We start from the raw sequence: 25558 nt of genomic DNA, 5'->3' as shown, positions 1-25558 counted from the left end.
GTTCCTTTAAAGATATTCTTAAGCTGCCCACCAATATGGCATGACAGTATTTTTCAGAATTTTACGGTGAATTAAATAATTTGGATCATGCTTGGCCACTTCCGCCCAAAAACGAGGACTATGGTCAAAATGCCGGGTATGGGCCAGTTCATGCACACATAAATAACGCACGATTTTTTCAGAAAATAAAATGATGCCGCTATTTAGCATAATGTCATGTTTGGCCGAACAACTGCCCCATCGTGTTTTCGGCTGGCGAACATTACAAATGTTAAATGATAATCTTGTTTCTTGACTTACTTTGTTCAGATAAACAGGCAGCTGCTCTTTGGCATAAGAAATAATAAAAGCTTTTAAATATCCTTCAGGATTTCGATCACTAATCGACAACTGTAATATTTCAGCATCAAAAAGGAAGTTCTGCTTCTGACTTTGATAAACAATCTGAATGGGTGAAGTCTGATTAAAAAGCTGCAATTCTGCTGGTAAAGATCTATCAATACTTTGATTTTTTTCCTGCTGCAATTTCCAGGTTTTGAGTAGCCAGCTTTCCGCTTGGTCAATAAAATTCTGAATCTGTTTTTTGCTACAAAATATCGGTGCAGTTAAACGGATTTGATCACCCTCTACACGCAGTCTGAGACGTGTTGAGCGAACATTTCGGGTGATTTGAATTTCGGGCAGGTCGTTTAGGGTCATTTTTTATATTTAATCGTTATTTTACTAATCCCCCTCGATCCCCCTTTAATAAAGGGGGAAGTTCAAACTTATAGAAGTTTCGAGGAGCTTTATCAAATTAAAGACTTTTCCCTCCTTTGAAAAAGGAGGGTCAGGGAGGATTTCTTAAATCGCTGTACGCTCTTCAATACCATTATTGGTCGCAACAATCGCAATATCCGCTTTATTGATCGCGAAAATACCGTTACATACGACGCCTGGAATGTCATTAATCGTTTTTTCCAGCTCAAGCGCATTCAGAATATTCAGGTTATGCACATCCAAAATAACATTTCCATTATCAGTCACGACACCTTCACGGTAAGCAGGATCACCACCTAATGCCACCAACTTACGTGCGACTGCTGAACGTGCCATTGGAATCACTTCAACAGGTAATGGGAAATCACGACCCAACTGCTCTACCCATTTCGAATCATCGACGATACATACGAATTTTTTCGCAATCGACGCCACGATTTTTTCACGTGTAAGCGCAGCACCACCACCTTTGATCATGTGCATATGACGGTCAATTTCATCAGCACCATCGACATAGGCATCTAAACCGCCCACGCTATTCATATCAACCACTTCAATGCCTAATTTTTTCAGACGCTGTGCAGTCGCTTCAGAACTTGCAACAGCAGCTTCCAATTGCAGTTCTGGTAAAAGGTCAATTAAAAAGTTAACGGTACTACCTGTACCTACGCCTAAAATGCCCCCTTTTGGTAAGTGTTTTAAAGCCGCTTTGGCTGCAGCTTGTTTTTTCTCATCTTGGGTTGCATATAGACTCATGACATCACTCAACTAATTTGGACTTTTGCAGTAATTTTAAACCGCAAAGCCGTGTGGTTTGTTACAATAGAGTCTTATTTTAAACTGTTAGATGGAAAATTAACATGCTGTCTCGTTTGGTTCGACAAATTTTACAAGCAACGGTCTACGATGTTGCAATCGAAACCCCACTCGAAGCAGCGCCACGAATTAGCGAACGCTTAAATAATAACATTCGCTTTAAACGTGAAGATTTACAACCGGTCTTTTCATTTAAACTACGCGGTGCCTATAACCGTATTAGTCAATTACCGAAATCACAACTCGAACGTGGCGTTATCACAGCTTCAGCAGGCAACCATGCACAAGGCGTGGCACTGTCAGGGAAAAAGCTGGGTATTCGCGCGATTATTGTGATGCCAAAGACCACGCCCGACATTAAAGTCCAAGCAGTAAAACGTTTAGGGGGTGAAGTAGTATTACATGGTGATTCATTTGACGTTGCCAACAAATATGCCATTCAGCGTGCCCAAGAAGATGGCATGACTTTCATTCCGCCTTATGACGACGAACTGGTGATGGCAGGTCAAGGTACGATTGCCAATGAAATCCTGCGTCAATGGCGCGATGTAGAATATGTCTTCGTTGCTGTTGGTGGTGGTGGCCTGATTGCCGGTGTTGCAGCGTACTTGGGAGATGTTGCTCCGCATGTCAAAGTTATTCCTGTGGAATATGATGAATCCGCGTGCTTAAAAGCGGCCTTAGAAGCCAATGAACGTGTGATTCTTCCATCTGTCGGTTTATTTGCCGATGGTACTGCGGTGGCACAAATCGGTGAAAAACCATTTGATGTGATCCGTCTGCAAAAATCAGATAACTCTGGCCCAATCGTTGAACCAGAAGTCGTGCTGGTCAATACCGATGAAGTCTGTGCAGCAATTAAAGATACTTATGATGAATGCCGTAGCATCGTAGAACCGTCAGGTGCAATGGCATTGGCCGGTATCAAAAAATATGTAGCAGAACACGGCATTAAAGGCAAAAACATCGTATCGATTGTTTGCGGTGCGAACATGAACTTCGACCGTCTGCGCTATATTGCCGAACGTACAGAACTCGGCGAACGCAAAGAAGCTATCTTTGCCGTAACTATTCCAGAAGAAAAAGGTTCATTCCTGAAATTCTGCCGTGCACTACAAGGCCGTAATATCACAGAGTTTAACTACCGTTCAAGTGATGCTTCTGCAGCTCAGGTCTTTGTCGGTATCAGCCTGAAAAATGGTGAAAAAGAACGTCAGGAAATCTATGAAAACCTGAAATTCGACTACGATGTTGATGATCTGTCTGATGACGAAGTCGCAAAACTACATATCCGTTACCTGATTGGCGGTCATGCTGATATTGAAAATGAGCGTCTGTTCCGTGTGGAATTCCCGGAACGTCCAGGTGCCCTGCTAATGTTCCTGGAACGTCTTGGCCCAACGCATAACATCACCCTGTTCCATTACCGTAACCACGGCGCTGCAGAAGGTCGCGTACTGGTCGGCCTAGAAGCAGAAGATGCACAGCAAAATCCAGATGGTTTGATTGAGACATTGGAAAGCATTACTTATCCATATGAAGAAATCACCAACAACCTAGGTTATCAGCGTTTCTTGAAATAATCAGTTTAATATAAACCGCCTTTCGAGGCGGTTTTTTTATATCCGGCTGAAAGAAAATGTATGAAGTATTTATGTAAGGCCAGATAGCTGAAAACTATAAAAATCTTTAAGATACATACTTAGACATAAACTGATTTGAAATAAAAAAGATTTAGGGAAATATGCATGGCATTATTTGCAGTCATTGGGCTGGGCAGCTTCGGTGCAACAGTAGCGACTCAACTGATCAGCCTGAAACATGATGTGATTGGAATCGATCTCGACAAAAAATATGTGGAAAATATTTCCGATCAGCTTACCCATGCGGTGATTGCCGATGCAACCGATGAGCATGTCCTGGATGAACTGGATATCCAGCGCTGTGAAGCAGTCGTAGTCGCGATTGGTGAAGATATTGAAGCCAGCATTCTGTGTGTACTGCATCTAAAAAATATGGGTGTAAAGAAAATCTGGGCCAAAGCAAAATCTAAAGCCCACCATATGATTTTGACTCATCTGAACGTCGAAAAAATTATTCACCCTGAAGAAGATATGGGCGTCCGTGTGGCACAATCACTCAGCTATCCGATGGTTAGCCGTTATATGTCACTTGAAGATGATCATTATATTGTCAAAATTGAGATTCATGCCGATCATCATGACACTCCCTTACACCAGTTAATGAGTCAGGTTCCCGAAATTAAAGTTCTTTTGCATAAACGTGGCACTGAAATACAACATATCGTGGATCTTGAGCTGCTACTTAAGGAAGGTGACATTCTGGTGGTCGAAGGATTGCTGAAGCCTCTACGCCGTTTGTCCAAGCATTTTAAGGCCATATGAAAAGCTCAAATTTAAACCAGAACAGGATTGTCAATCTCAGTCCACCGAGTCTGCTGGCCTTAGGTTTTCTCGGACTGATTTTTATTGGTTCTTTATTACTGATGCTGCCCTTTGCGCATCAAACTGAAATCAGCTGGTTAGAAGCGATTTTTACAGCAACTTCTGCAGTGACAATTACCGGGCTATCTGTGGTCAATGTTGGTGAAGCTTATACACCCTTTGGGCAGGTCGTGATTATGTTCCTGCTGCAATGTGGTGGCCTCGGTTTTATGACCTTTGCCATACTCGCTTTTATGAGCCTGTCACCTAAACTTGGTTTAAGACAGCAAGTGATGGCACAGGAATCTATTGGCCAGACCAGTTTGAAGAAAGTCAGTTTTACCATTAAAGCGGTATTCCTATATTCCCTGTTTTTCGAAGCCATTGGCACCCTAATTTTAACCATGGCGTGGCTGGAAGATTATCCTTTTGGTGAAGCACTGTTTTATGCGGCTTTTTATAGTGTTTCTGCGTTTAATAATGGCGGATTTTCCCTTTTCCCCAATAGCTTGATGAGCTTTTCCGGCCAGTATTTCGTGACCTTTACGATCAGCATGCTGTATATCATTGGCGGGATCGGTTTTCTGGTTCTGATGGATGTAAAACAGAATAAAAGCTGGCGCAAGCTTAGCCCGAATAGCAAGCTGATTCTAACGACGATTATGGGCCTTAACCTGAGTGCTTTTATTGTACTCTGGCTATTAGAAGCCTCTAATCCACAAACTCTAGCGCTGATGAGCGTAGGTGATCAGGCGCTCAATGCCTGGTTCCATGCCACTGTTCCCCGCTCTTCGGGTTTTTATAGTCTGCCCATGGACCAGATGAGCGATGCCTCAAGTCTAGTCACCATTTTTTTAATGTTTATTGGTGGCGGCTCCTTAAGTACAGCGGGTGGAATTAAAGTTGGTACGTTTATTATTGTGGTGATCAGCGTAATCAGTTTTCTACGCCGTGAAGATGAAATCCGCTTGTTCAATCATTCTATTTCTGAGAAAACTACTTTTAAAGCCTTAGCGGTTGTGTGTATTACTGCAGGTCTGGTCATGACCGGTTTTATGAGTTTACTCATTCTAGAACCCGATCATGATTTTTTAGATTTGCTGTTTGAGGCGGTTTCTGCCGCCTGTACAGTTGGATTAACACGTGGTGTCACTGGAGAATTGCAACCAGCGAGTTTAATCATTCTGATGCTGATGATGTATGCGGGTCGTCTAGGACCTTTGACCCTTGCCTATTTAATTGCAACACCGAAGAAAAGCCGTCTTAAACATCCGCCTTCAGAAATTCAGATTGGTTAAGATTTAAATGAATACGCATAAGCAAAAAAACCACGCCTGAGCGTGGTTTTTTACATGAAACAGATTAGTACCAGTTCATTAATGACACACCCAGACCCACATAGGTCGCACGGTGATTATAATCAATCAGACTTTCACCATAACCATCAAAGAGCTGGAATTGGCCGCGTAGACGCCCACTGATCGGAAATGACCAGTCAAACTGTACCGCACCACGGTTATCATCTCCACCTTTTAGCGTATGACGCAACATCAGGGAAAAATCGTGGGCATTATGACGATAAAATGCAGTTAAATCCCCACGCCCGATATAGTTTTTAATCTCGGGATTATTGTCATCTGCACGATCTTCTTCGATACGATACCAAGGGCGCAGCATCATGGCGAAGTTGTCTTTTTCGAAACCGAGATTCAGCATTACCCGGTTCCAGCTACGAGATAATGGATCGGAACGGCCATTAGATTGATGATTCAGGGTTAGTCCCAGCATACGCCAGTTCAAACCAAACAGATCATAATTGGTACGGAAGATCAGGCTGGCTTCGGGCTCATAATTGGTTTCACGAAATGGTCGGGACTCTTCCGAGTTATACACCTGCCAACGTGAAGACTGGGTATAGCCCAGCCAGAGATCACCATTGTCACCCAGAATATTTTCAACCGCCTTGGTTTTTAAAGATAACTGGAATTTCCCCTCAATCGAGGTCAAATTCTGGTCTTCTTCAACCGTGTTATTTGGGTTTTCACTTTGCGGAAACTCGTTTTTCTTGGAAGTCCAGAATCCTGGCATCAGATAAATCGGCTGATAAGAACGGATATTCCAAGTACCCAGTTTACTTTCCGGCGACAATTCCCAACGACTATCCAGCAAGGATAAAGTCGGAGTCAGCTTTGATCCTTCTGAAGCATAGATATTGGAAACGGTTTGTTCAATTTTTGCTTTGAGGTTATCAGGTTCGGGCGCAATTTCTATGGCTGCACGCCGTTCAGAAACAATATCTGGCTTACTATCGGCCGGTATTTTAAATACCGCATCATAACAGGCCAAGCGTTCTGAATTGGTTTCAACCGCAGAGCAAGCCTCCGCCGTTGCCGGCATCGGACTACTCGCTACAGTTTTATCTTCCGCATTAACTTGCGTCCCAACTACACAGCCAAGCAAAACGCCCAGCTGCAAAGTTGAGCGCTTAATAGAATTAAGCGCCATCCTCTATCCTCATTGTTTTTATTTATTGAACTTGCTGAATTGTAAAGCCGAGTTGTTCTAAAGTTTCTCGTTTGGCAAATGGCGCAACCACCGCTTTTGAAGCTTGCTGTTCAACCAGATAAGTCTGTGCGACACGTTTCAAATCATCTAAAGTGACATGCAACAAACGTTCCCGAAGCTGTTTACGGAATGCTGGCGTACGTTGATGCAGGTAGGCATAACAGGCAGTAATCGCTTCACCTGCTGGTGACCCCGGTTTGTCCATACTGGCAATTAAACCCAAGATGGCTTCTTCCAGCTGATGCGGTTGTTGAGGTGCGTTAAGCAACCATTGGATACTTGCATCAAAGTCCTGGAAAGTCTCTGCTAAGCGTGGATCGCGATAACTATAGAAGCGGAAAGAACATGCATTTCCGTCATAGCTTGCGCCACCACCATAAGCACCGCCTTTTTCACGGATTGCGCTATGCAGATAACCATTACGCAAGTAGCCTGCCAATACCATCAAGGCAGCAGCATCAGGATGTGAAACTTCTACCGCAGGATAAGCTGCTGCACAGAACTGCACATTAGTCTGAATCAACCAGGCTTCATCATTGCTATGATTAACTTTTTCAACCTGAGTCAATTCTGCAGGTGCAGTATTCACTTCCAGTTTGTCCCACACGTTTTGAATTTCTTCAATCAGACGCTCAGACTGCTGTTCTTCACACACCAACAGGAATTGTTTTGGTGCTTGTAGCAAGACTGTATGAATGCGTTTTAATTCATCAATCATAGCATCATAAGCTGCTGTATCTTTTTCAGCCTGATTGACCAAGTTAATCAGCCAGTTCAAAGCACCCAGACCGGTATTATGATAATCACGCAAGGCTAGAGCACTATGCTGACGTGATGCTACTTGCATCGCATAGCTATGACCAGAACCGGAAATACGCGACTGCCAACGAGTTTTACGCTGTTGTAATAACTCAATAATACGGCCTTTTTCATCAAAGCGAAGTTGCTCGAAACCGATTTTTAACAGACGGATCGCATCCAGATGGCTAGCCAAAGATTTAGTCGTTAAAGTTAGCCACGCACTGATCTTGTTCTTGTCATCCACTTTAGAACGCAATGAAGCGCCCATGCCCAGACCACCACTGACTGCTGTTTGCAGTTGCTGGAATTGCAGGTAATCATATTCACCCGCACCAACTTCACCCATTAAAATAGACAACAGGTTGAAATACGGTGATTGCACCACTTCATCTGGAATTTTCACCAATACCTGTTGGTAATAAATCCCATTGGTACCTGCATGATAAAGATTCAACGGCGTATCTACGCGGTTACAGATAATCTCACGCAACTGGCCTTGAACAATCTGCAATTCCGCAGGCACATCTTCCAGACCCACCTTAGGTAACAGATTCAAATCATCCGGTGTATCCTGACGAATTTTTAATGCTTCAGTTTGGGCATTGATCTCTGCTTTTTGCTCTTCAGTTAAAGCTTTACCAATTTCAGCCAGACGTGCTTTTTCTTCTTCAGCTTCTTGAGCAGATTTGGTCGCATCCGGAACCAGAGTCAGCTGTACACGGTGCGGGTTATCTAAAAGATGTTCTTTAATCAGATTTGACAACCACATTGGATCCTGCAGCTCTTCTTTTACTGAAGCAATTGCAGAGTCCACATCCCAGACTTCAACTGGATCACGATGGTGAATTGCACTGCTTAAACCGCTCAAGATCAAGCTTAGACCATACGGTGTACCATCACCATTGATTTCACGCTGATGCAATTCTATCTGATGCAGAATTGCATCTACTGCCTGTTGATCAACCGGTTTAGAGGCAACTTCTTCCAGAACTTTGAAAACTCCGTTTTTGAATTCTTCAGCATGTTCAGGGTTTGAACCTTGAACCGCGCAGTAGAAGGTCATTTCAAAGTTGGAATCATCTACGCCCATGAATGGGCCAGTTGACTGTGCATAACTACAGGTTTCCAGATAATGACGCAGTGGAGATGCTGAATCTTCCAGCAAAATCCCTTCTACCAGACGCAAGCCTAAACGTAACTTGATATCACTCGCTTCTGGCAATAACCATGACAATACGTGATAAGTCTTGTCCTTCAGATCTTCCCCATCAACTGCATAGGTTTCTGTCACATTGAGTGGCGCAGTTAAACGGGTTTCTGGTATTGAATAAAGTGTTTCACCTTTTTCAAATTTAGACAGCGCCAGATTTTCAAACTGTTCCTGTAACTCAGCAGCAGATTTATTACCAAAGGTCATAAATACAGCATTACTTGGGTGATAATGCGTTTTATAGAAGTTCACCAGCTCTTCATAAGTCAGGTCTGGAATATCTTTAGGATCGCCGCCTGAGTTGTAGTGATAGGTAGTGTCCGGGAATAAGTGATGCGCCAAAGTATGATAAAGTTGATCTGAAGGTGAACTCATTGCCCCTTTCATTTCATTAAATACCACGCCTTTATACACTGGCTCGCCATTTTCCAGCTCAATACGGATACCTTCCTGAGCAAAATCCAGCGGATTCAGGTTCGCAGCGAAGGCCGCATCCATATACACTTCTAATAAGTTCTGGAAGTCTTTATCATTTTGAGTTGCGAATGGATAAGCCGTCCAGTCTGCCGCTGTAAAGGCATTCATAAAAGTATTAAGCGAACGGCGAATCATCAGGAAAAACGGATCACGTACCGGGAATTTTTCTGAGCCGCACAGTGCAGTATGTTCCAGAATGTGCGCTTCACCTTTCGAATCCATTGGCTGAGTGCGAAACGCAACAAGAAAAACATTTTCATCATGATTGGTCGCCAGATGATAATGGGTGGCGCCAGTCACTTTATGCTTATATTCAGACACTAAAATGTCTAAAGCTTCAACATGTTGTTGACGTACCAACTGAAACGCAGGATGTACAGTTTGAGAAATGGTTTCAGTGACATCTACAGTCATGCGATCTCCTAATGCTTAAATTAAAAAATTATTATTCGCATTATAGCTGTAGTTGTTTGAATTATTCACGCAGAAAACCGAGGATTTTGATCGAATTAAGTAAACCTGATCATCTGATTTTTAAATGATCAGGTTTGGCAATGATCTCTAGATCATATACTTGAAATAGTTATAACTCGGGTGGTTTTCAACAAAGACATAGTTCTGTTTTTGATAGAAACTGGCGGCCAGTTTGGTATCGGTCTGTAAACAAAGTGCTGAATAAAATGGTCGTGCCAACTGCTCCAGATAAGCCAGAAGCTGCTTACCTACACCATGTTGACGATATTTTGGATGCACATAGAAGCGACGTACCCGGCCAATTCTTTCTTCAATGCCGTTATCGCCCCATTGCTGGTTTAAGCCGCCACAGGCAATCAGTTTATTGCCATCATAGGCACAGGCCAGAAATTCATTATTTTGACTGAAACAGTTTTTTCCAGTGCGGTATTCTTCAATTAACTTATCAATCAGGTCATAACCTTCTTTACGCGCCAGTGTCGCTAAAGTGTCAATCTGATCAGGGAGCTGCTCGGCTGTTACAATCTTAATATCCATATACCCACACTGTTTTAGATGATTGTTCAAATGTCGCACCAGTATAACTGCTTGGTACTCTAATCTTATAAATAAAATCCAACCTTTAAATCAATGGCTGCACTCGCTACCGTTTAAAAATAAATCAATTCTTAGACCAAAGATTCAAGCTGAATAAGTTACAGTATTTTTTAAAGTATTCTGAAAATGTTTCAGTGAACTACAGCAAACCCGAGCAATCGTGTAAACTTAGCACTTTCATTTTTAATGTGATATTTGGATATGTCTACTGTTGACCTTTTTGCGATTGGCAATGCGCTGATTGACCAGGAATTTAAAGTTTCTGATGAGTTTTTAACTGCACATCACTTGCAAAAAGGCACCATGCAACTTGCGGATGGTGAAGCTCAGGCTACTCTGTATCAAAACTTAAAAGCAACTCAAACTTATAAAGGTCAGGCTTCAGGCGGTTCAGCAGCCAATACTACAGTTGCATTTGCAGCTTTGGGCGGCTCTGCATTCTATGCCTGCCGTGTCGGTAATGATGATTTGGGTCATATCTATCTGCATGGCTTAAATGAAGCTGGCATTAAAACTACAACCCAATCGATTAGTGAAGGCGTAACAGGTACCTGTATGGTTCTGGTCAGCCCAGATTCTGAACGTACCATGCATACCTATTTAGGTATTACTGCTGAACTCACAGATGAACAGATTGACTTCCAGCCTTTAACAACTGCTAAATGGCTCTATATCGAAGGTTATCTATCCACTTCCGAAACAGCACGTCAGGCCGTAAAACAGGCGCGTGAAATTGCCAAAGCCAATAGGGTTAAAATCGCATTTACCCTTTCTGATCCTGCGATGGTGCAATATGCCCGTGCCGGTCTGGATGAAATGATTGCAGATGGCGTTGATCTCTTGTTCTGCAACCAGCAAGAAGCATTGATGTATACCGAAACAGATACCATCGAAGCAGCTCTGGCTAAACTCAAGGAATTAAGTCAATACGTTGTCATTACAATGTCAGCTGATGGTGCGCTTATTTCCAATAATGGTGAAACCTTTACTGTGCCGGGCCGTGCTGTAACTGCAGTGGATGCCAATGGGGCTGGCGATGCTTTCGCGGGTGCTTTTTTATATGCACTTAATGCGGGTCTTGGCTTAAAAACAGCAGCAGAACTGGCAATTTTGGTGTCTAGTCAAGTGGTAGCGCAATTTGGGCCACGACTGGCGGTTTCAGAATACACAGCATTATTAAAAGATGTTCTTAAGGAATGTGCTTAATGTTTAAAATTTGCATGACTGACGATATTCCAGAGCGTGAAGCACGCTCTTTTGAACTTCCGAATGGGGATACAATTTTTATTACCCAGCGTGATGGTTCGTTTTATGCTTACCAGAATATTTGTCCACATTTACAGGTAGAACTGGAATTTCTGGAAAACCAGTTTCTGGACCGTGATCAGGAATTTATTGAATGCTCTACTCATGGCGCGCTGTTCGTAGTCGAAAGCGGTGAATGTATTTCTGGACCTTGTCAAGGCCAATCACTTGAAAAAGTTGATATTACCGTGCATTCTGATGGCGGAATTTATCTTTCAGAATAATAGCTAAAACGGATTTTGCCATGCCTGAGTTTTTACTTCACTATAACCTGATGCCATTTCATCTCAGTTTATTGTTCATCATTCTGCTTGGCGTGGCAAAAACAGTTGCCTTCTATTTTAAGCTTAAACCCAGTCAACTCCTGGAACGCATTTCTCCATATGACTTTCAGAATGTTGAATGGCTAAATGTCAAATTTTCCAAAACCCTGATTGTTTTTTTCTTCCTGATGAATTTTAGCTTTTCCGGCTATTTTCTTCAGTTTCTGATCTATTCACAGGAATATCATTTCTTACCTGCCTATTACATCATTCTACCGGCATTGATCATTGCGATTTTCTTTACCGTATTTATGATTCATTGTCTGGATCAGGTTATTCCACCTAAATATAAAAAGAATGATGTAAACCTATTAGGCCGTTTAGCTACAATTTCAAGCGGTAATGCCCGTCCTGGCTTTTCTGCCCAAGCGCGAGTTCGGGATGAGTATGGTCAGTTACACTATGTTCAGGTTGAACCTGAATTTGGCGAACTGGAATTTCAGTCTCAGATTATTTTAATCCGTCTTAGAAAATCGCATTATGTGGCCAAGAAGATCTGTAAATCCAACCGACTCTTTAGCTTGAATCTGGAAGAAGCTTAAAGAATTGAATAGAAAAAATCCCGGCTAAAAGTCGGGATTTTTTATTGGATAGATTTATTTATTTTTTAAACAAGCCTGAGACCATATTCAATACATTCTGAATATCATTATTGGCTTCCTGCTTGCTGGTTTGCTCACCTTGTGGTGTCAGTGAATCAATAATCTGCGGCAAGACCTGAGAAATGGCGCTATAGACATCCTGTTTAGGCACATGGGTCTGTTCTGCGACCTGTTCTACTTCCTGGTCATCAAACAGGTTTTGTACCTGCTGCGGATCAACATTGGCATTTTCACCCGGGCCAGTAGAGACCCAGTCATCGACCTGGCTATTTAAACCTTGTCCTTTGAGTTTGTCCAAGGCTCCTTGCAAACCGCCCTGTTTCTGAATCCAGGCCAAGACCAGGGGCAAGACAGCAATCAATAAAGTCTTTGTCGTTGAACTGCCACCCGGTCCAGAACTCGGTCGAGCGGAAGATTGGCTCCCACCTCCGAGCTGACTGAGTACAGAACCTAAAATTGCACCTAGACCATTTTGCTTGTTTTGCTGTTGTGAGTTTTGATGCTGCTGATTTGGATTCTGGTTTTGCTGACTGGCATTATTGATATGACCCAATACTGATCCAAGAATATCTGCCAATCCCCCTTGCTGGGATGAACGCTGCTGGGATTGCGACTGGTTATTTCCCAAGGCTTGCTTGGCCAGCATTTCCACAATACTACTAAGATTGGTCATAACTCATTCCTGTATACGGCTTCTCTACAGAATAGAGTCTTTGCTCCTATTTTCCATGCAGGATTTTGTTAATATTTGCAATACTGATATAAGACCTTATCAGCCCTCCAGTTTTACCAGCGATATTTATCCCAGTTTTCAGGGTTAGCCCAGAATTTAGAGTTAAACCAATCCGGCACATGTTTATAAGTCAAAATATTGAATTGCCAGAGTGCAAAATCTGCCCCATGAACCGTCTTGTCAATCAGCTGGGTCAGACCTAGAGACCTGAGCAGTTTCTCATCCTGCAAGCGACTCACCACCACCAGACGTTTTGCAAATAAATCACGCATTTTAACCAGAATTTGACTCTTCTGCTGTTCTGACAATGCTAAGGTTTCAAGAGTATCTAGCATCACTACTGCCAGGTCATAACGCTGTTGAAAAGGCAGATTTAAAACCTCAGATACGTTAAAATAGTGCCATTGAATAGATTGCTGAAATTGAGATTGGGTTAAATCCTGCCCGATACAAATAGCAGTATGAATTGGCTGTTCCTTAGCGAAATCGTCTAGCATTGAAGTGATGACATTCTGTTCAGCCATGACTGCATCCTTATGATTTAAGTGAGTAATTTTTTATGGAACTTCAGGGCATTTGCCATAAAATGCACGTCGGTCTTACAGAGCTTAGTGTAACTGATCAAAATACCCAGCGGGCAAATGTTGAATACAAATTAATATTAGATGGATCAGAAATTAACCTTCCATTCCAGTTAGGTCAGGAAATCGAGATTGAATGGACAGGAAATATCTATTGTGTTTCTTGCGGCAAAAAAACTTCTAAATCATTCTCACAAGGCCACTGTTTTAAATGTTTTAAAACTAAAGCGTCATGTGATATGTGCATCATGAAACCAGAAACCTGCCATTATCATTTAGGTACTTGCCGGGAAGATGAGTTTGCACAGAATGTCTGCTTCCAGCCACATATTGTTTATCTGGCCAATTCTAGTGCATTGAAAGTCGGAATCACTCGTATTAATCAAATGCCGACTCGTTGGCTGGATCAGGGTGCAACTCAAGCCCTTCCTATCATGAAAGTGGGTTCTCGCCGTCTTTCCGGTAAACTGGAAGTGATGTTTGGTACTCAGGTCGCAGATAAAACCGACTGGCGTAAATTACTCAAAGGCGAAGCGGAACCTTTAAATCTGATTGAGGTTCGCGATCAGCTGATTGAAGAATTTGCACCGAAAATCCAAACTATCCGTGAAGAGTTTAATCAGAATTTGCAGTTTAATGAGAATATTGAAGTTTTGGATAAGGAATTACCACGTGAGTTCATCTATCCGATAGAGCAATATCCAGAAAAAATCAAATCTCACAATTTAGATAAAACTCCAGTGATCCGAGGCAAACTACAAGGGATTAAAGGCCAATATCTGATTCTGGATACTGGTGTGATTAATATCCGTAAATATACAGGTTATGAGCTAATTTTTAGAGCGGAATAAAATGACCGGATTTCAGAAGAGAGTTATATGCTCTCTTCTTATTTTGGATATTATTTCTTACTTAAGAAAATAAAAAAACCAGCCCGTAGGCTGGTTTTTTTAAAAGCGAATCTTATTTGATTTTTGCGTGAGATTTTAAGTAACGCGTATAATCATCAAATTCTTGTTGACCACGAAGCTGTTGATACAATTTCACCAGCTCACTACGTTGCTCTGCACTTAAAACATCGATCGGATTTTTCTTCACTTCAGAAACTGCCACAACCACCAATTCATTTGGCATATTTGCTGTCGTTACTGACCAGTGACCTGCTTTAGGCGCTGGTACGCTAAATGCTGCACGTTGTACATCACGCTTAAGCAGACCTTCTGCGCGTGTATAAATGCCTGCATCTTCAAATACCAGTTTACCTTTCGTAACTGATGCTGCAGGCTTGGTTTTAAACTCATTCAATGCAGTTTGAACTTCAGCTTTAGCCGCAGCAAATGCCTTATCTTGAATCAGTTTAGCTTTTACTGCTGGTTTAGCTTCTGCCAGTGTCTGCTCACCCGCTGCATGATAATTGCGAACTTTTACCCAAGCCACATCACCATTGGCTAACTGAATGCTTGAAGATGCATTACGGTCGCCATTTTTCACGTCATCATTAAACAGTTTAACTTTGACAGCCGCATCACTTAGCAATGGATCACGTGTCGCAAGGGTCACACTATTTGCTTTCTGAACCTGAACACCCTTCACTTCCTGAGCAACAACATCTAGCGAGTCCGCACTTACGACCATGTCATTCAGACTGTTTACCGTATCAGAGAATGCATTAGATTTTTTCGCTGCCAATACTTCTTCAGATAAACGTGCTTTTTGAGATTCAAAAGATGGAACTGCTACATCAGGCAATTGGACTGAAATAATATGGTAGCCATAATCTGTTTTAACAGGCGCTGAAACTTGACCAGATTTTAAGGATGCAACAGTCTGATCAAAGGTAGTACCGAACACGCCTTTTTCATAGACAGCAATAGCACCGCCTTTAGACTTAGATTCAGGATCCTCAGAATATTGAGCTGCTGCTTGTGCAAAAATACTACCAGCTTTGATTTTAGCTGCAATTTCGCTTGCCAGTTTTTTGGCTTCAGCATCGCTACGGCTATCTGCAGTCACCAGAATATGTTTAACCTCTGGTTTCACATTCTGCTTCTGGTCAGCCACAAATTTATTATAAGCTTCCTGCAATTCTGCATCAGTGACCGCTACATTGGCAGTATCAATATTGCTCGGCTTGATCACCACATAATCCACATCAACGCTAGTCGGTTGCTTGAACTGGGATTTGTGCTTTTCATAATATGCAGCAATATCAGCTTCTGATACTTTTACTGCTTTTTTATAGCTGTCCAGATTCACGCTAGCGATATGAATATGACGCTGTTCAGTTTGCAGATCTGCAATTTGCTGCATTTCAACCGGACTGACCAATGGATAATCCATAAAAGTAGAAGACAGCATTTTCAGTGCATGGTCTTTACGTAAACTTTCTACTAAAGCATTGTTAGTCATGCCGATTGATTTCAGGTAATTTTCATATAAAGCATTAGAAAATTTGCCATTCTCCTGGAAAGAAGGCTGCTGAGAAATCATTTGTGCAATTTGCTGGTCACTCAGGCTAATCCCCAGTTTTTCAGCCTGTTGCAAAAGCAAGGTACGCGCAACCAGGGTATCCATCGCTTTTTGATCGATGAAGCTTTGATTTAATAAGGTTTCATCACCATTGGCATAACTTAAGTATTGTTGTTTGAATGATTTTGTCAGTGACTCTAATTCTTGTTTAGAGATATCAGTTCCATTGACTGATTTTGCTGCATCAGAATTCCCGCCGCTAAAATATCCTTCAATACCTACAAGCGCTAAAGGGGTTAAAAACAGAACGAGCAAGACCTTGCCCAACCAACCCTTAATAACTTTACGAAAAGATTCCATAAGTATTCCAATATTTTATTTGCAGAGGATTTTAACCGAAAAAACCCATTGAATGAATGTGTTAATCAAAACAATTAAATCTATCAATAAAAAACGCGCCAAAGAAGGCGCGTTTTAGGATTGAAGCAGCTTAAGCAACAGCGTCTTTTAAGCCTTTACCTGCTTTGAAGCTAGGTACTTTGCTTGCTTTAATTTCAAGAGTAGCACCAGTTTGTGGATTACGGCCAGTACGTGCAGCACGCTCTTTAACGCCGAAAGTACCGAAACCAACTAGAGTTACTGTATCACCCGCTTTTAAAGCTTCAGTAACAGAAGCAATTGTAGCATCTAAAGCTTTACCTGCGTCAGCCTTAGATAATCCCCCTTTCTCTGCAATTGCATCAATTAATTCTGATTTATTCATGAAAACTACGTCCTCTTAATATCGTTTATTTAAGGTCCAAGAATTTGTTTAAACTACCATAACGCCTTTATAGCAATGCTTTAGGTATAAACGCAATACTTATAAACCTCTTTTTTTTCAAAATATATGCGAAAAAAACATTGAATTATGAAGAAAATCATTTTGTGTGTATTTTTTCCGATAATTCTTTCTGTATTTTTTCTTGCTGCAAGGTCAATTCATCAACCTTGGCATGCAACTGAAGAATTAAACGCTCCAGATGTTGTACATCCTTCAGTGTGACTAATCCTATACGATTCAAGGAATGATGAACAGAGTTGTCGATCAGTTTTTCAACCTTATCTTTGGTATCTGTCACAGATTCGCGTGCTTTTTCGGAGACTTTTTCCACAGTTTGATCTGCAATATCGGCTGTTTTGGATTCCAGCTCTTCTCCGACCTTGACCAGCGAGTCAAACAGTTTGTTGCCTTCTTCCTCTGCCCGGGAAAATGCCCCAAGGCCAGCCAACCAGATCTGCTTGGTATATTTACGAAAGTCCAGCATTGAACGTCGCTCTGAAGCAGACTTTGACTTACTCTTCACTGGTTTTTCAATCAATTCCTGATCTGTATCTTGTGTCGTTTTTGTTTTATCCATGTACACGACTCCTGCTTATTTTCTATGCAAATATCATAAAATTATCTACAAAATCACCGCATAATAGCAAATTAAGGGCTTGATAGATTTGCTAAACTGTTCTACAAAGCACTTTATTTCAAGTCTAATTTGATTTAACCCTGAAATCTTTTACTCAGCAGGATGCTTTTTCATTTTAATTTTCAGGTAAGGATTGGTTTTATATATGAGTGAATCGCAACAAAGTCAAAATCAACCACATTTGTTGCTTACGATGACTTTAATCGTTTTAGAAACAATATTCACGTTCATTCTCAAACATGACCGTGTTGTTGCTCTTCAGGCGAAGAAGTTTGTAGATGAGAATATTACAATAAAAATCAATAGTTATATTCCATATTTTGATTTCTATGTTCAGTTTACCAAAGACGGGCTGTTATTTGACTATAAAGCACCAGGCAGAGTTATTGATCTGGATGTTCGCACTACTTTAATGGATCTGATTAAGATCTTTATCTTTGGCAATCGCAGAAGCATTCGTGCGATGCGTATTGATGGCAATCAGGTTTTAAAAGACGAGTTCCGTGATTTACTGACTTTATTTGCCTTACCTAAAGTATTGTCTGACTGGAAGCACTGGTTATCTGAGCCTCCGGCAGATGAGACTGATATTGTTTCATCAAGAAAACGCATTGCGCCTTTATTAAAGAAAATTGAAGATCAGCGTTCTAAAATTAATAGCCTGCAAGTTGAAGTTAAACAGTATCGCAACCGCATTAAACGTATGGAACGCCGACAAAAGCGGATCAATATGGCCTTTAGTATAATCACAGTACTTTTGATTGCGTTATTAGTGTATAATTGGATCAGCGCGTAATTCTTTCATTTTCAGAAAATTAAATACGCTCACCATTCACAAAAATAACTTGACTAATTTAGTCGGGATTCATAAAATCTACACATCTAGTCTAACCATGTGTATCGAATCATGCGCCTAACCACTCGCGGTCGCTACGCAGTGACTGCTCTACTTGATTTAGCTTTGCAGCCATCTGAACAAACGATCACGCTTGCTGAAATTGCAGCACGTCAAACTATTTCTGTTGCCTATCTCGAGCAGTTATTTGCGAAACTAAAACGTCATGGTCTAGTTTCGAGTGTTCGCGGCGCCAATGGTGGATACCATTTAGCACGCAGCGCAGATGAAATTACTGTGTTAGCAATTATTGAAGCTGTAAACGAAACAGTCGATGCGACTCGCTGTGACCATAAAGGCAACTGCCAAAATGGCGCGATGTGCTTGACTCATGATTTATGGCAAGAACTCTCCCACCACATTGCCGATTATCTCGCAAAAATCACCCTTGCTGACCTTGTAGCCCGTGACAACGTTCAAACCGTGTCATTACGCCAAAATTCAGCAAACATTGATTCAGCCCTTTTATCGGTTACAGGTATTTGACATGAAACGTCCGATTTATCTTGACTATGCAGCAACAACTCCGGTAGATCCTCAAGTTGCAGAACGTATGATGGAATGCTTAACTTTCGAAGGCACCTTCGGTAATGCAGCATCTCGTTCACATGCTTATGGCTGGCAAGCGGAAGAAAAAGTTGAATACGCCCGTGAACAAGTGGCGAATTTAGTAAAAGCTGATCCGCGTGAAATCGTATGGACTTCAGGTGCAACTGAATCTGACAACCTTGCATTAAAAGGTGTGGCTCAATTCTATGCATCTAAAGGCAAACACATCATTACTTCTAAAATTGAACATAAAGCAATTTTGGATACATGTCGTGAGCTTGAGTCTGAAGGTTTTGAGATTACTTATCTTGAGCCGCAACCAAAAACTGGCTTAATTACTCCAGAAATGGTTGAAGCAGCGATTCGTCCAGACACCATTCTTGTTTCCCTGATGATGGTAAACAACGAAATCGGTACGACAACTGATGTTGCTGCGATTGGTGAAATCACCCGTGCGAAAAAGATTTTCTTCCACGTTGATGCTGCACAGGCTGCGGGTAAAGTTGAAATCGATCTTTCTCAGTTGAAAGTCGATTTGATGAGCTTCTCTGCACATAAAATCTATGGTCCTAAAGGTATTGGTGCCCTGTTCGTACGTCGTTCACCACGTGTACGTCTAAAAGCACAAATGCATGGTGGCGGTCATGAACGTGGTATGCGTTCAGGTACTCTTGCAACTCACCAGATCGTTGGTATGGGTGAAGCATTTGAACTTGCAGGCAAAAATTTACAGTCTGAACAAGCTCGTTTACGTGTACTTCGTGACAAGCTTTGGAATGGCTTACAAGGTCTTGAACAGGTATTCTTGAACGGTCACCCAACTCAAAACGTTGCAAACTACTTAAACGTAAGTTTCAACTTTGTTGAAGGTGAATCATTGATGATGGCACTGAAAGATGCAGCGGTATCTTCAGGTTCAGCATGTACATCTGCAACACTTGAACCATCTTATGTACTTCGTGCATTAGGTCTTTCTGATGAGCTTGCACACAGTTCGATCCGCTTCAGCTTTGGTAAGTACACCACTGAAGAAGATATCGATCACGTTTTAAATATCACTAAAGCTGCTGTTGAGAAATTACGTGAACTTTCTCCGCTTTGGGATATGTACAAAGAAGGTATCGACCTTTCTACAGTTGAATGGGCTGAGCACTAATTTTTGACTCTGAGATAGCTGTATTTACACTGCTATCTCATTGATAAAAAATTTTTAATCCCCATATTTATATTAAGGCTGACCCCGAGTTTTGGAGAAGCAACATGGCTTATAGCGAAAAAGTAATTGATCATTACGAAAACCCACGTAACGTTGGTGTTTTAGACAAAAATGCAGAAAACGTTGGTACTGGTATGGTCGGTGCACCTGCTTGTGGTGACGTAATGCGTTTACAGATCCAAGTAAATGATGAAGGCGTGATTGAAGAAGCACGTTTTAAAACTTATGGTTGCGGTTCTGCAATTGCATCAAGTTCATTAGTGACTGAATGGTTAAAAGGTAAAACCTTAGACCAAGCACAAGCGATCAAAAACATTGATATCGCAAATGAATTGGCTCTTCCACCAGTAAAAGTACACTGCTCTGTACTGGCTGAAGATGCAATTAAAGCGGCTGTTGAAGACTACCGCAACAAGAAGTCTAAAGCTTAATCATTCGTTTTTTGAAGAAAGATTCACGGAGTTTTCATGATCCACTTAACTGAAAATGCAGCAACTCATATCAGCAATTACCTCAAAAGTCGCGGTAAGGGTGAAGGCATTCGTGTTGGTGTGAAAACTTCAGGCTGTTCTGGTCTTGCTTATGTTCTTGAGTTTGTCGACGAAGTCGATACTCATGACCAGGTCTTTGAACAGTTTGGTGTTAAAGTTTTCGTAGATCCAAAAAGTCTGGTTTATCTCGAAGGTCTAGAAATGGACTACGTAAAAAACGGCTTGAACGAAGGCTTCGAATTTAACAATCCAAATAAAAAAGGCGAATGTGGTTGTGGTGAGTCATTCACTGTCTGATTGCAGCAATAATTCTCTTTTTTCAGCATTAAAACAGTGTGAAATACACTGTTTTAATTGCATTTAGGCAGTTATTTTAATTGTCATCAAGCTTAATCATTTTTGCATATTAATCGCGGACTCTATCTCCCATGAATCATTTTGAGTTGTTCAATCTTCCTGTAGCACTCGATATTGATTTAGCCACTTTAAAAGCAGAGTTTTTAAAGTTGCAGCAACAATATCACCCCGATAAAGCTGAAGATAAAGATCAGGCTTTGATTAAATCAAGCGAGATCAACCAGGCATTCAAGGCTTTGTCAGCGGTTGATAGCCGTGCAGCTTATTTACTGTCTTTAAAAAAACAAGACTATCATCTGGATCAGTCTATTAGCGATTTTGAATTTCTTCAGGATGCGCTGGAAATTCGCGAACAATTAGATGAAGCCTCATCGGCTGAAGATCTTTCCTCTCTGAAAGTTGAAGTTCAGCAATGGATTGATGGTCTGGTTCGTGAGTTCAAAATCGACTATGAAGATGAAGACTGGAGTGAAGCTCGCGATACCGTGCGTAAACTGCGTTTCTTTGTTAAAGTCATGGCGGACATCGACAAAGCGGAAGACCGTTTCCTAGATGATGACAGCTTTGATCTTGATGATGAATTTTAATTTTTCTATTTAATTTTAACGTGCAAAGGATGTAACACTATGGCTCTCTTGCAGATTGCAGAACCAGGTCAATCAAGTGCACCACATGAACACCGCATTGCGATTGGTATCGATTTAGGCACCACCCACTCTTTGGTTGCCACGGTTCTTTCAGGTCAAGCCAAAGTACTCAAAGATGAACAAGGTCGTGTGTTACTTCCTTCTATCGTTCATTATGCAGCACAAAGCACTGAATATGGCGATGATGCCAAACCTTTTATTACCACCGATCCTAAAAATACGATTGTATCCGTAAAACGTTTTATGGGTCGCTCCCAAGCAGATATTAAATTCCAGCATCCTTATGCCTTGGTGGGCGAAGCGAATGAAATGCCGGCATTTGAAACTGCGCAAGGACGTAAAACGCCAGTTGAGATTTCTGCGGAAATTTTAAAGCAGCTTAAAGAACGTGCTGAAGCCAGCTTAAAAAATGAGATTAATGGTGCCGTGATTACGGTTCCTGCATACTTTGATGAAGCACAACGCCAGGCAACACGTGATGCCGCGCAACTGGCCGGTTTAAACGTTCTGCGTTTATTGAATGAACCAACAGCTGCTGCGGTGGCTTATGGATTGGATCAGGAAACCAACTTGAGCACAGATCGCAATTATGTGATTTATGACTTGGGTGGCGGTACCTTTGACGTTTCAATTCTGCGTTTCTCTCAAGGTGTGTTCGAAGTATTGGCGACTGGGGGCCATACTGCTCTGGGTGGTGATGACCTGGATCGTCTGATTCTGAAATGGGCTAAAAAACAGCTTAATATCGAAACCCTAGATGATGCTGAATATGCACATTTCATTACTGCTGCGCGTAAAGCTAAAGAAGCATTATCTGATGCTGACTCAGTTGAATTAAAGCTGCTTGATCAAAGCCTGACTTTAGATCGTTCGACTTTTGAAGAAATCATCAAAGTTGCTTTGGATAAAACCATCAGCGTATGTAAGCGTGTCATGCGTGATGCCAAGCTGGAACTTGATGATATTCAGAATGTGGTGCTTGTAGGTGGTTCTACCCGCTCGTACGCCGTGCAAAAAGCAGTACGTGATGTGTTTAACCAAGAGCCTCTATGCACCATTAACCCGGATGAAGTGGTTGCGATTGGTGCTTCAATTACAGCGAATCAGCTCATTGGTAACAGCAAAGATGGATCATTATTATTAGATGTGACTCCACTTTCTCTTGGTCTGGAAACCATGGGCGGTCTGGTTGAACGTCTGATTTCACGCAATACTGCGATCCCAGTCGCACGTCGCCAAGAATTTACGACGTATCAGGATGGCCAAACCGCTATGCTGATTCATGTGGTACAAGGTGAACGTGATCTGGTAGAACATTGCCGTAGCTTAGGCCGTTTTGTCCTGCATGGTATTCCTCCAATGACTGCAGGTCAGGCACGTATTGAAGTAACTTTCCAAGTGGATGCAGATGGCTTGTTGACCGTTTCTGCTAAAGAAATGACTTCAGGTGTGACTGCACAAATCGATATCAAACCATCTTATGGCTTGTCGAGTGAAGATACTGAACGTCTGCTGTTAGAAGGTTATCAGTTTGCTGAAGAAGATAAGAATCTTCGTCATTTGCAGGAAACCAAGGTGGAAGCACAACGTGAACTTGAAGCACTGGTTCAGGCATTGAAAGTAGATGCTCAATTGATGAATGAACAGCAATTGGCAGAACTGACTGCTGCGCAAGCACGACTTGAGTCCGAGCTACAAGGTACAGATATCAAAGCCATTGAATCTGCAGTAGAACAGCTTAAAATACATAGTGATGCATTTGCTGCTCTGCGCATGAATCAACATATTGATGCTGCCCTTAAAGGCACTAAACTCGACGATTGGTCAAACTCAAACTAATTTAAGGTAAAGACTATGCCACGTATTAAAGTTCTTCCACATGCGCAAATTTGCCCTGAAGGCGCTGAGTTTGAAGTTGAACAAGATGCCAATCTATGTGAAAGCATGCTGAAAAACGGAATCAAGATTGAACATGCATGTGATATGTCATGTGCATGTACTACTTGCCACGTAATTGTCCGTCGCGGTTTCGACAGCCTTGAAGAAATGAATGATGTCGAAGCTGATCTGCTCGATCGTGCTTGGGGTTTAGAGCCTGATTCCCGTCTGTCTTGCCAAGTGAAGATTGTGGATGAAGATCTGGAAGTTGAAATTCCAAAATATACCATTAATCATGCTTCAGAAAATCACTAAGATTCTGAAATCAAAAAACCACGCTTAGGCGTGGTTTTTTTATGGTCTTTATCATTTATTTAAATCATAAAAATTAGATGACTTTTGATCGTTCAGCTGCTCGAAATGCTTCTTCAGCAGACAAAGGTTCAATGACTTCATCTTCAAGTTTTAATTTCACAATTCCTTGAGAGTTGGTCAGTTGCTGTTGGGTTTGAATGCGTTTAATCATTTTTTCTAGCACATGCAGCAACTCTGGATAATCATAGTTTTGCACTTCATCCAGATTTAGCAGTAAATGGAAACCTTTATATTCATAATCAAACCAGCGCTGATATTCAACTTTCTGGAAGGCATATTTTTCCATCACTTGCCAAGTGCGAACCGGTGCCTTAATCCCTTTCAGGAAAATTGGCTTTTTAGGTGCACATAGATAGTCATTTTTGATCAGGTTATGGGTATCTTCAGAAATCAGGATTTCATCAACTTCCGCAGCACTTTGTAAGCGTGCAGCCAAATTAGCATCACGACCAACAATGGTATAGGCCATACGGTGATTGGCACCATAGTTCCCCACGTGACAATAACCGGTCGAAATCCCCATACGGATATGTAATGGCGGATAACCCATTTTAATCCAGCGTTCGCGTAGTAATTTCATTTGCTGACGCATTGAAATCGCCATTTCCAGACAATTTTTAGCATCCTGCTCTACACCATCAGAGTGCGGATCGCCAAAGAAGATCAGGATGGCATCCCCCATGAACTTATCGACCGTTGCTTCATATTTCTTGGCGATTTCAGTCATATGGCTTAAGTAGTCATTCAACAGGAAAGCCAAATCATCCGGAATCAGAGTTTCAGAAAGCTCTGTAAATCCCTGAATATCCGAAAAGAAAATCGTGAGTTTTTTACGTTTGTATTCGATCTTAGCTTCAGACTCGCCTTTCATGATGGATTGCCATAACTGCACTGGCGCATAACGGCTGAGCTGGTTAGCAAATTCCATATAACGGTTCATCTGGTCAAAATAATGATTTTTCTTTTGGGTCATATATTGCATACGACCGCTTTGATAGAAATTTCCGACACCAAAATAAGTAATCAAACAGATGAAACCTAGTACGGTGAGTTCCGTACTGGTGGGACTGAAATAGCTGGTAAACCCAAAAATGCCAATGGTAGACAGATAAAAGATCATGGTGCCAATCAGGCCAGCCAGTGACACCATCATGAACGAAATCTTGTTATTAATGGCGGTATATAGCAATGTGACCACTGCCAGTAGAGACAACACCAGATCCAGATGCACAGCTGCAAGTACAACCGATACGATAATCACATCTAGAACAAAGAAGAAATTACGTTTTAAATTATAGTCGTATTTATAAATCATCCACCGGGATAATTTCGGTGTGATCACCAAAACCAGTGCCAGAAATAACGGAACAAAAATCTGGTAATTGGTGTCCGGTTCCGTGTAGTGATAGACGATCAGAACCAGAGACAGCATGATATATCCCATCATCCGATGGAAATATTCAAACTGTTTCGGTTCCTGATGAATCCAGTCGTCTAATTGCACTCAATTACTCTCTTAAAGTCCAGAATCCTG

26 protein-coding genes are annotated in these 25558 nt (G+C 41.6%); 15 read left to right on the top strand and 11 right to left on the bottom strand.

Going from position 1 to position 25558, the window contains the following annotated elements:
* Nucleotides 1-18: 18 nt before the first annotated feature.
* Together G5T77_RS10265 and rpiA are read right to left on the bottom strand one after the other, a co-directional pair.
* On the bottom strand, nucleotides 19-699 hold the full coding sequence (locus tag G5T77_RS10265; RefSeq protein WP_159122733.1) for a SprT family zinc-dependent metalloprotease: 681 nt from the start codon (nucleotides 697-699) through the stop codon (nucleotides 19-21).
* A 144-nt stretch (nucleotides 700-843) separates the two neighbouring features.
* The gene (rpiA, locus tag G5T77_RS10260) at nucleotides 844-1515 is read right to left on the bottom strand and encodes a ribose-5-phosphate isomerase RpiA (RefSeq protein WP_159122734.1); all 672 of its coding nucleotides are present in this window, start codon (nucleotides 1513-1515) and stop codon (nucleotides 844-846) included.
* A gap of 104 nt (nucleotides 1516-1619) precedes the next feature.
* Here rpiA and ilvA point away from each other — a divergent pair, with 104 nt between their 5' ends.
* The 3 genes from ilvA (at nucleotide 1620) to G5T77_RS10245 (ending at nucleotide 5317) form a co-directional block, all read left to right on the top strand.
* Nucleotides 1620-3158 (top strand): threonine ammonia-lyase, biosynthetic, encoded by a 1539-nt coding sequence (ilvA, locus tag G5T77_RS10255; protein WP_159122735.1) that lies wholly within the window; start codon nucleotides 1620-1622, stop codon nucleotides 3156-3158.
* Between the two features lie 165 nt (nucleotides 3159-3323).
* Nucleotides 3324-3980: a TrkA family potassium uptake protein gene (locus G5T77_RS10250; RefSeq protein ID WP_159122736.1), complete on the top strand. Its 657-nt coding sequence runs from the start codon at nucleotides 3324-3326 to the stop codon at nucleotides 3978-3980.
* Complete coding sequence (locus G5T77_RS10245; protein WP_159122737.1) at nucleotides 3977-5317, top strand: TrkH family potassium uptake protein; 1341 nt, start codon at nucleotides 3977-3979, stop codon at nucleotides 5315-5317. Before G5T77_RS10250 ends, G5T77_RS10245 begins: the two co-directional genes overlap by 4 nt.
* Before the next feature lie 64 nt (nucleotides 5318-5381).
* Here the strand turns inward: G5T77_RS10245 and G5T77_RS10240 are convergent, their stop codons facing one another.
* From G5T77_RS10240 to G5T77_RS10230, 3 genes are all read right to left on the bottom strand, one after another.
* Nucleotides 5382-6524, bottom strand: coding sequence for a phospholipase A (locus tag G5T77_RS10240; RefSeq protein ID WP_159122738.1), 1143 nt, complete (start codon nucleotides 6522-6524; stop codon nucleotides 5382-5384).
* A gap of 22 nt (nucleotides 6525-6546) precedes the next feature.
* Entirely contained in the window at nucleotides 6547-9486 is a 2940-nt protein-coding gene (locus G5T77_RS10235; RefSeq protein ID WP_159122739.1) for an insulinase family protein, read from the bottom strand.
* A gap of 147 nt (nucleotides 9487-9633) precedes the next feature.
* A complete protein-coding gene (locus G5T77_RS10230; RefSeq protein ID WP_034170350.1) occupies nucleotides 9634-10083 on the bottom strand; it encodes a GNAT family N-acetyltransferase in 450 nt (149 codons plus the stop codon).
* A 261-nt stretch (nucleotides 10084-10344) separates the two neighbouring features.
* Here G5T77_RS10230 and G5T77_RS10225 point away from each other — a divergent pair, with 261 nt between their 5' ends.
* The 3 genes from G5T77_RS10225 to G5T77_RS10215 are packed head-to-tail and all read left to right on the top strand — an operon-like array spanning nucleotide 10345 to nucleotide 12313.
* Nucleotides 10345-11349, top strand: a complete 1005-nt coding sequence (locus tag G5T77_RS10225) for an adenosine kinase (protein ID WP_166136667.1) — start codon at nucleotides 10345-10347, stop codon at nucleotides 11347-11349.
* Nucleotides 11349-11672, top strand: a complete 324-nt coding sequence (locus tag G5T77_RS10220) for a Rieske (2Fe-2S) protein (protein ID WP_004786036.1) — start codon at nucleotides 11349-11351, stop codon at nucleotides 11670-11672. The genes G5T77_RS10225 and G5T77_RS10220 overlap by 1 nt, the downstream gene beginning before the upstream one ends.
* Nucleotides 11673-11692: 20 nt before the next feature.
* On the top strand, nucleotides 11693-12313 hold the full coding sequence (locus G5T77_RS10215; protein WP_166136664.1) for an OB-fold-containig protein: 621 nt from the start codon (nucleotides 11693-11695) through the stop codon (nucleotides 12311-12313).
* Nucleotides 12314-12371: 58 nt separating this feature from the next.
* On the opposite strand, the gene G5T77_RS10210 is transcribed toward G5T77_RS10215, so the two are convergent.
* Nucleotides 12372-13046, bottom strand: a complete 675-nt coding sequence (locus tag G5T77_RS10210; protein WP_104426164.1) for a YidB family protein — start codon at nucleotides 13044-13046, stop codon at nucleotides 12372-12374.
* Between the two features lie 113 nt (nucleotides 13047-13159).
* Nucleotides 13160-13630: a DUF6231 family protein gene (locus G5T77_RS10205; RefSeq protein WP_166136661.1), complete on the bottom strand. Its 471-nt coding sequence runs from the start codon at nucleotides 13628-13630 to the stop codon at nucleotides 13160-13162.
* Between the two features lie 35 nt (nucleotides 13631-13665).
* Between G5T77_RS10205 and G5T77_RS10200 the strand changes: the two genes are divergently transcribed.
* A complete protein-coding gene (locus G5T77_RS10200; protein ID WP_034702554.1) occupies nucleotides 13666-14538 on the top strand; it encodes a DUF2797 domain-containing protein in 873 nt (290 codons plus the stop codon).
* Nucleotides 14539-14650: 112 nt separating this feature from the next.
* Here the strand turns inward: G5T77_RS10200 and G5T77_RS10195 are convergent, their stop codons facing one another.
* The 3 genes from G5T77_RS10195 to G5T77_RS10185 form a co-directional block, all read right to left on the bottom strand.
* Nucleotides 14651-16516 (bottom strand): SurA N-terminal domain-containing protein, encoded by a 1866-nt coding sequence (locus G5T77_RS10195; RefSeq protein ID WP_166136658.1) that lies wholly within the window; start codon nucleotides 16514-16516, stop codon nucleotides 14651-14653.
* A 130-nt stretch (nucleotides 16517-16646) separates the two neighbouring features.
* Nucleotides 16647-16919 (bottom strand): HU family DNA-binding protein, encoded by a 273-nt coding sequence (locus G5T77_RS10190; RefSeq protein ID WP_004786051.1) that lies wholly within the window; start codon nucleotides 16917-16919, stop codon nucleotides 16647-16649.
* 157 nt (nucleotides 16920-17076) lie between these two features.
* The gene (locus G5T77_RS10185; protein WP_166136655.1) at nucleotides 17077-17556 is read right to left on the bottom strand and encodes a phasin family protein; all 480 of its coding nucleotides are present in this window, start codon (nucleotides 17554-17556) and stop codon (nucleotides 17077-17079) included.
* Nucleotides 17557-17761: 205 nt separating this feature from the next.
* On the opposite strand from G5T77_RS10185, the gene G5T77_RS10180 reads away from it, so the two are divergent.
* The 8 genes from G5T77_RS10180 (at nucleotide 17762) to fdx (ending at nucleotide 23964) form a co-directional block, all read left to right on the top strand.
* Nucleotides 17762-18412: a hypothetical protein gene (locus tag G5T77_RS10180; RefSeq protein ID WP_166136652.1), complete on the top strand. Its 651-nt coding sequence runs from the start codon at nucleotides 17762-17764 to the stop codon at nucleotides 18410-18412.
* A 111-nt stretch (nucleotides 18413-18523) separates the two neighbouring features.
* On the top strand, nucleotides 18524-18997 hold the full coding sequence (locus G5T77_RS10175) for an Rrf2 family transcriptional regulator (protein ID WP_004786058.1): 474 nt from the start codon (nucleotides 18524-18526) through the stop codon (nucleotides 18995-18997).
* Between the two features lies 1 nt (nucleotide 18998).
* Complete coding sequence (locus G5T77_RS10170) at nucleotides 18999-20216, top strand: IscS subfamily cysteine desulfurase (RefSeq protein WP_166136649.1); 1218 nt, start codon at nucleotides 18999-19001, stop codon at nucleotides 20214-20216.
* A 104-nt stretch (nucleotides 20217-20320) separates the two neighbouring features.
* Nucleotides 20321-20707 carry a Fe-S cluster assembly scaffold IscU gene (gene iscU / locus G5T77_RS10165; RefSeq protein ID WP_004786061.1) on the top strand — a complete coding sequence of 129 codons (387 nt, stop codon included), beginning with the start codon at nucleotides 20321-20323 and terminating at the stop codon, nucleotides 20705-20707.
* Between the two features lie 36 nt (nucleotides 20708-20743).
* A complete protein-coding gene (iscA, locus tag G5T77_RS10160; protein WP_004786063.1) occupies nucleotides 20744-21064 on the top strand; it encodes an iron-sulfur cluster assembly protein IscA in 321 nt (106 codons plus the stop codon).
* 131 nt (nucleotides 21065-21195) lie between these two features.
* Nucleotides 21196-21711 carry a Fe-S protein assembly co-chaperone HscB gene (gene hscB / locus G5T77_RS10155; protein ID WP_104426170.1) on the top strand — a complete coding sequence of 172 codons (516 nt, stop codon included), beginning with the start codon at nucleotides 21196-21198 and terminating at the stop codon, nucleotides 21709-21711.
* A gap of 39 nt (nucleotides 21712-21750) precedes the next feature.
* Nucleotides 21751-23610, top strand: coding sequence for a Fe-S protein assembly chaperone HscA (gene hscA / locus G5T77_RS10150; RefSeq protein ID WP_166136646.1), 1860 nt, complete (start codon nucleotides 21751-21753; stop codon nucleotides 23608-23610).
* 15 nt (nucleotides 23611-23625) lie between these two features.
* Nucleotides 23626-23964 carry an ISC system 2Fe-2S type ferredoxin gene (gene fdx / locus G5T77_RS10145; RefSeq protein ID WP_034702567.1) on the top strand — a complete coding sequence of 113 codons (339 nt, stop codon included), beginning with the start codon at nucleotides 23626-23628 and terminating at the stop codon, nucleotides 23962-23964.
* Nucleotides 23965-24037: 73 nt separating this feature from the next.
* Here fdx and G5T77_RS10140 read toward each other — a convergent pair whose 3' ends face one another.
* Complete coding sequence (locus tag G5T77_RS10140; protein ID WP_159122747.1) at nucleotides 24038-25528, bottom strand: adenylate/guanylate cyclase domain-containing protein; 1491 nt, start codon at nucleotides 25526-25528, stop codon at nucleotides 24038-24040.
* Between the last annotated feature and the right edge of the window lie 30 nt (nucleotides 25529-25558).

Origin of the sequence: Acinetobacter sp. GFQ9D191M, from assembly GCF_011174875.1 — a bacterium.
Taxonomy (GTDB): domain Bacteria; phylum Pseudomonadota; class Gammaproteobacteria; order Pseudomonadales; family Moraxellaceae; genus Acinetobacter.
The sequence above is the reverse complement of the archived record's forward strand: the minus strand, read 5'-3'. Positions and strand labels throughout refer to the sequence as shown.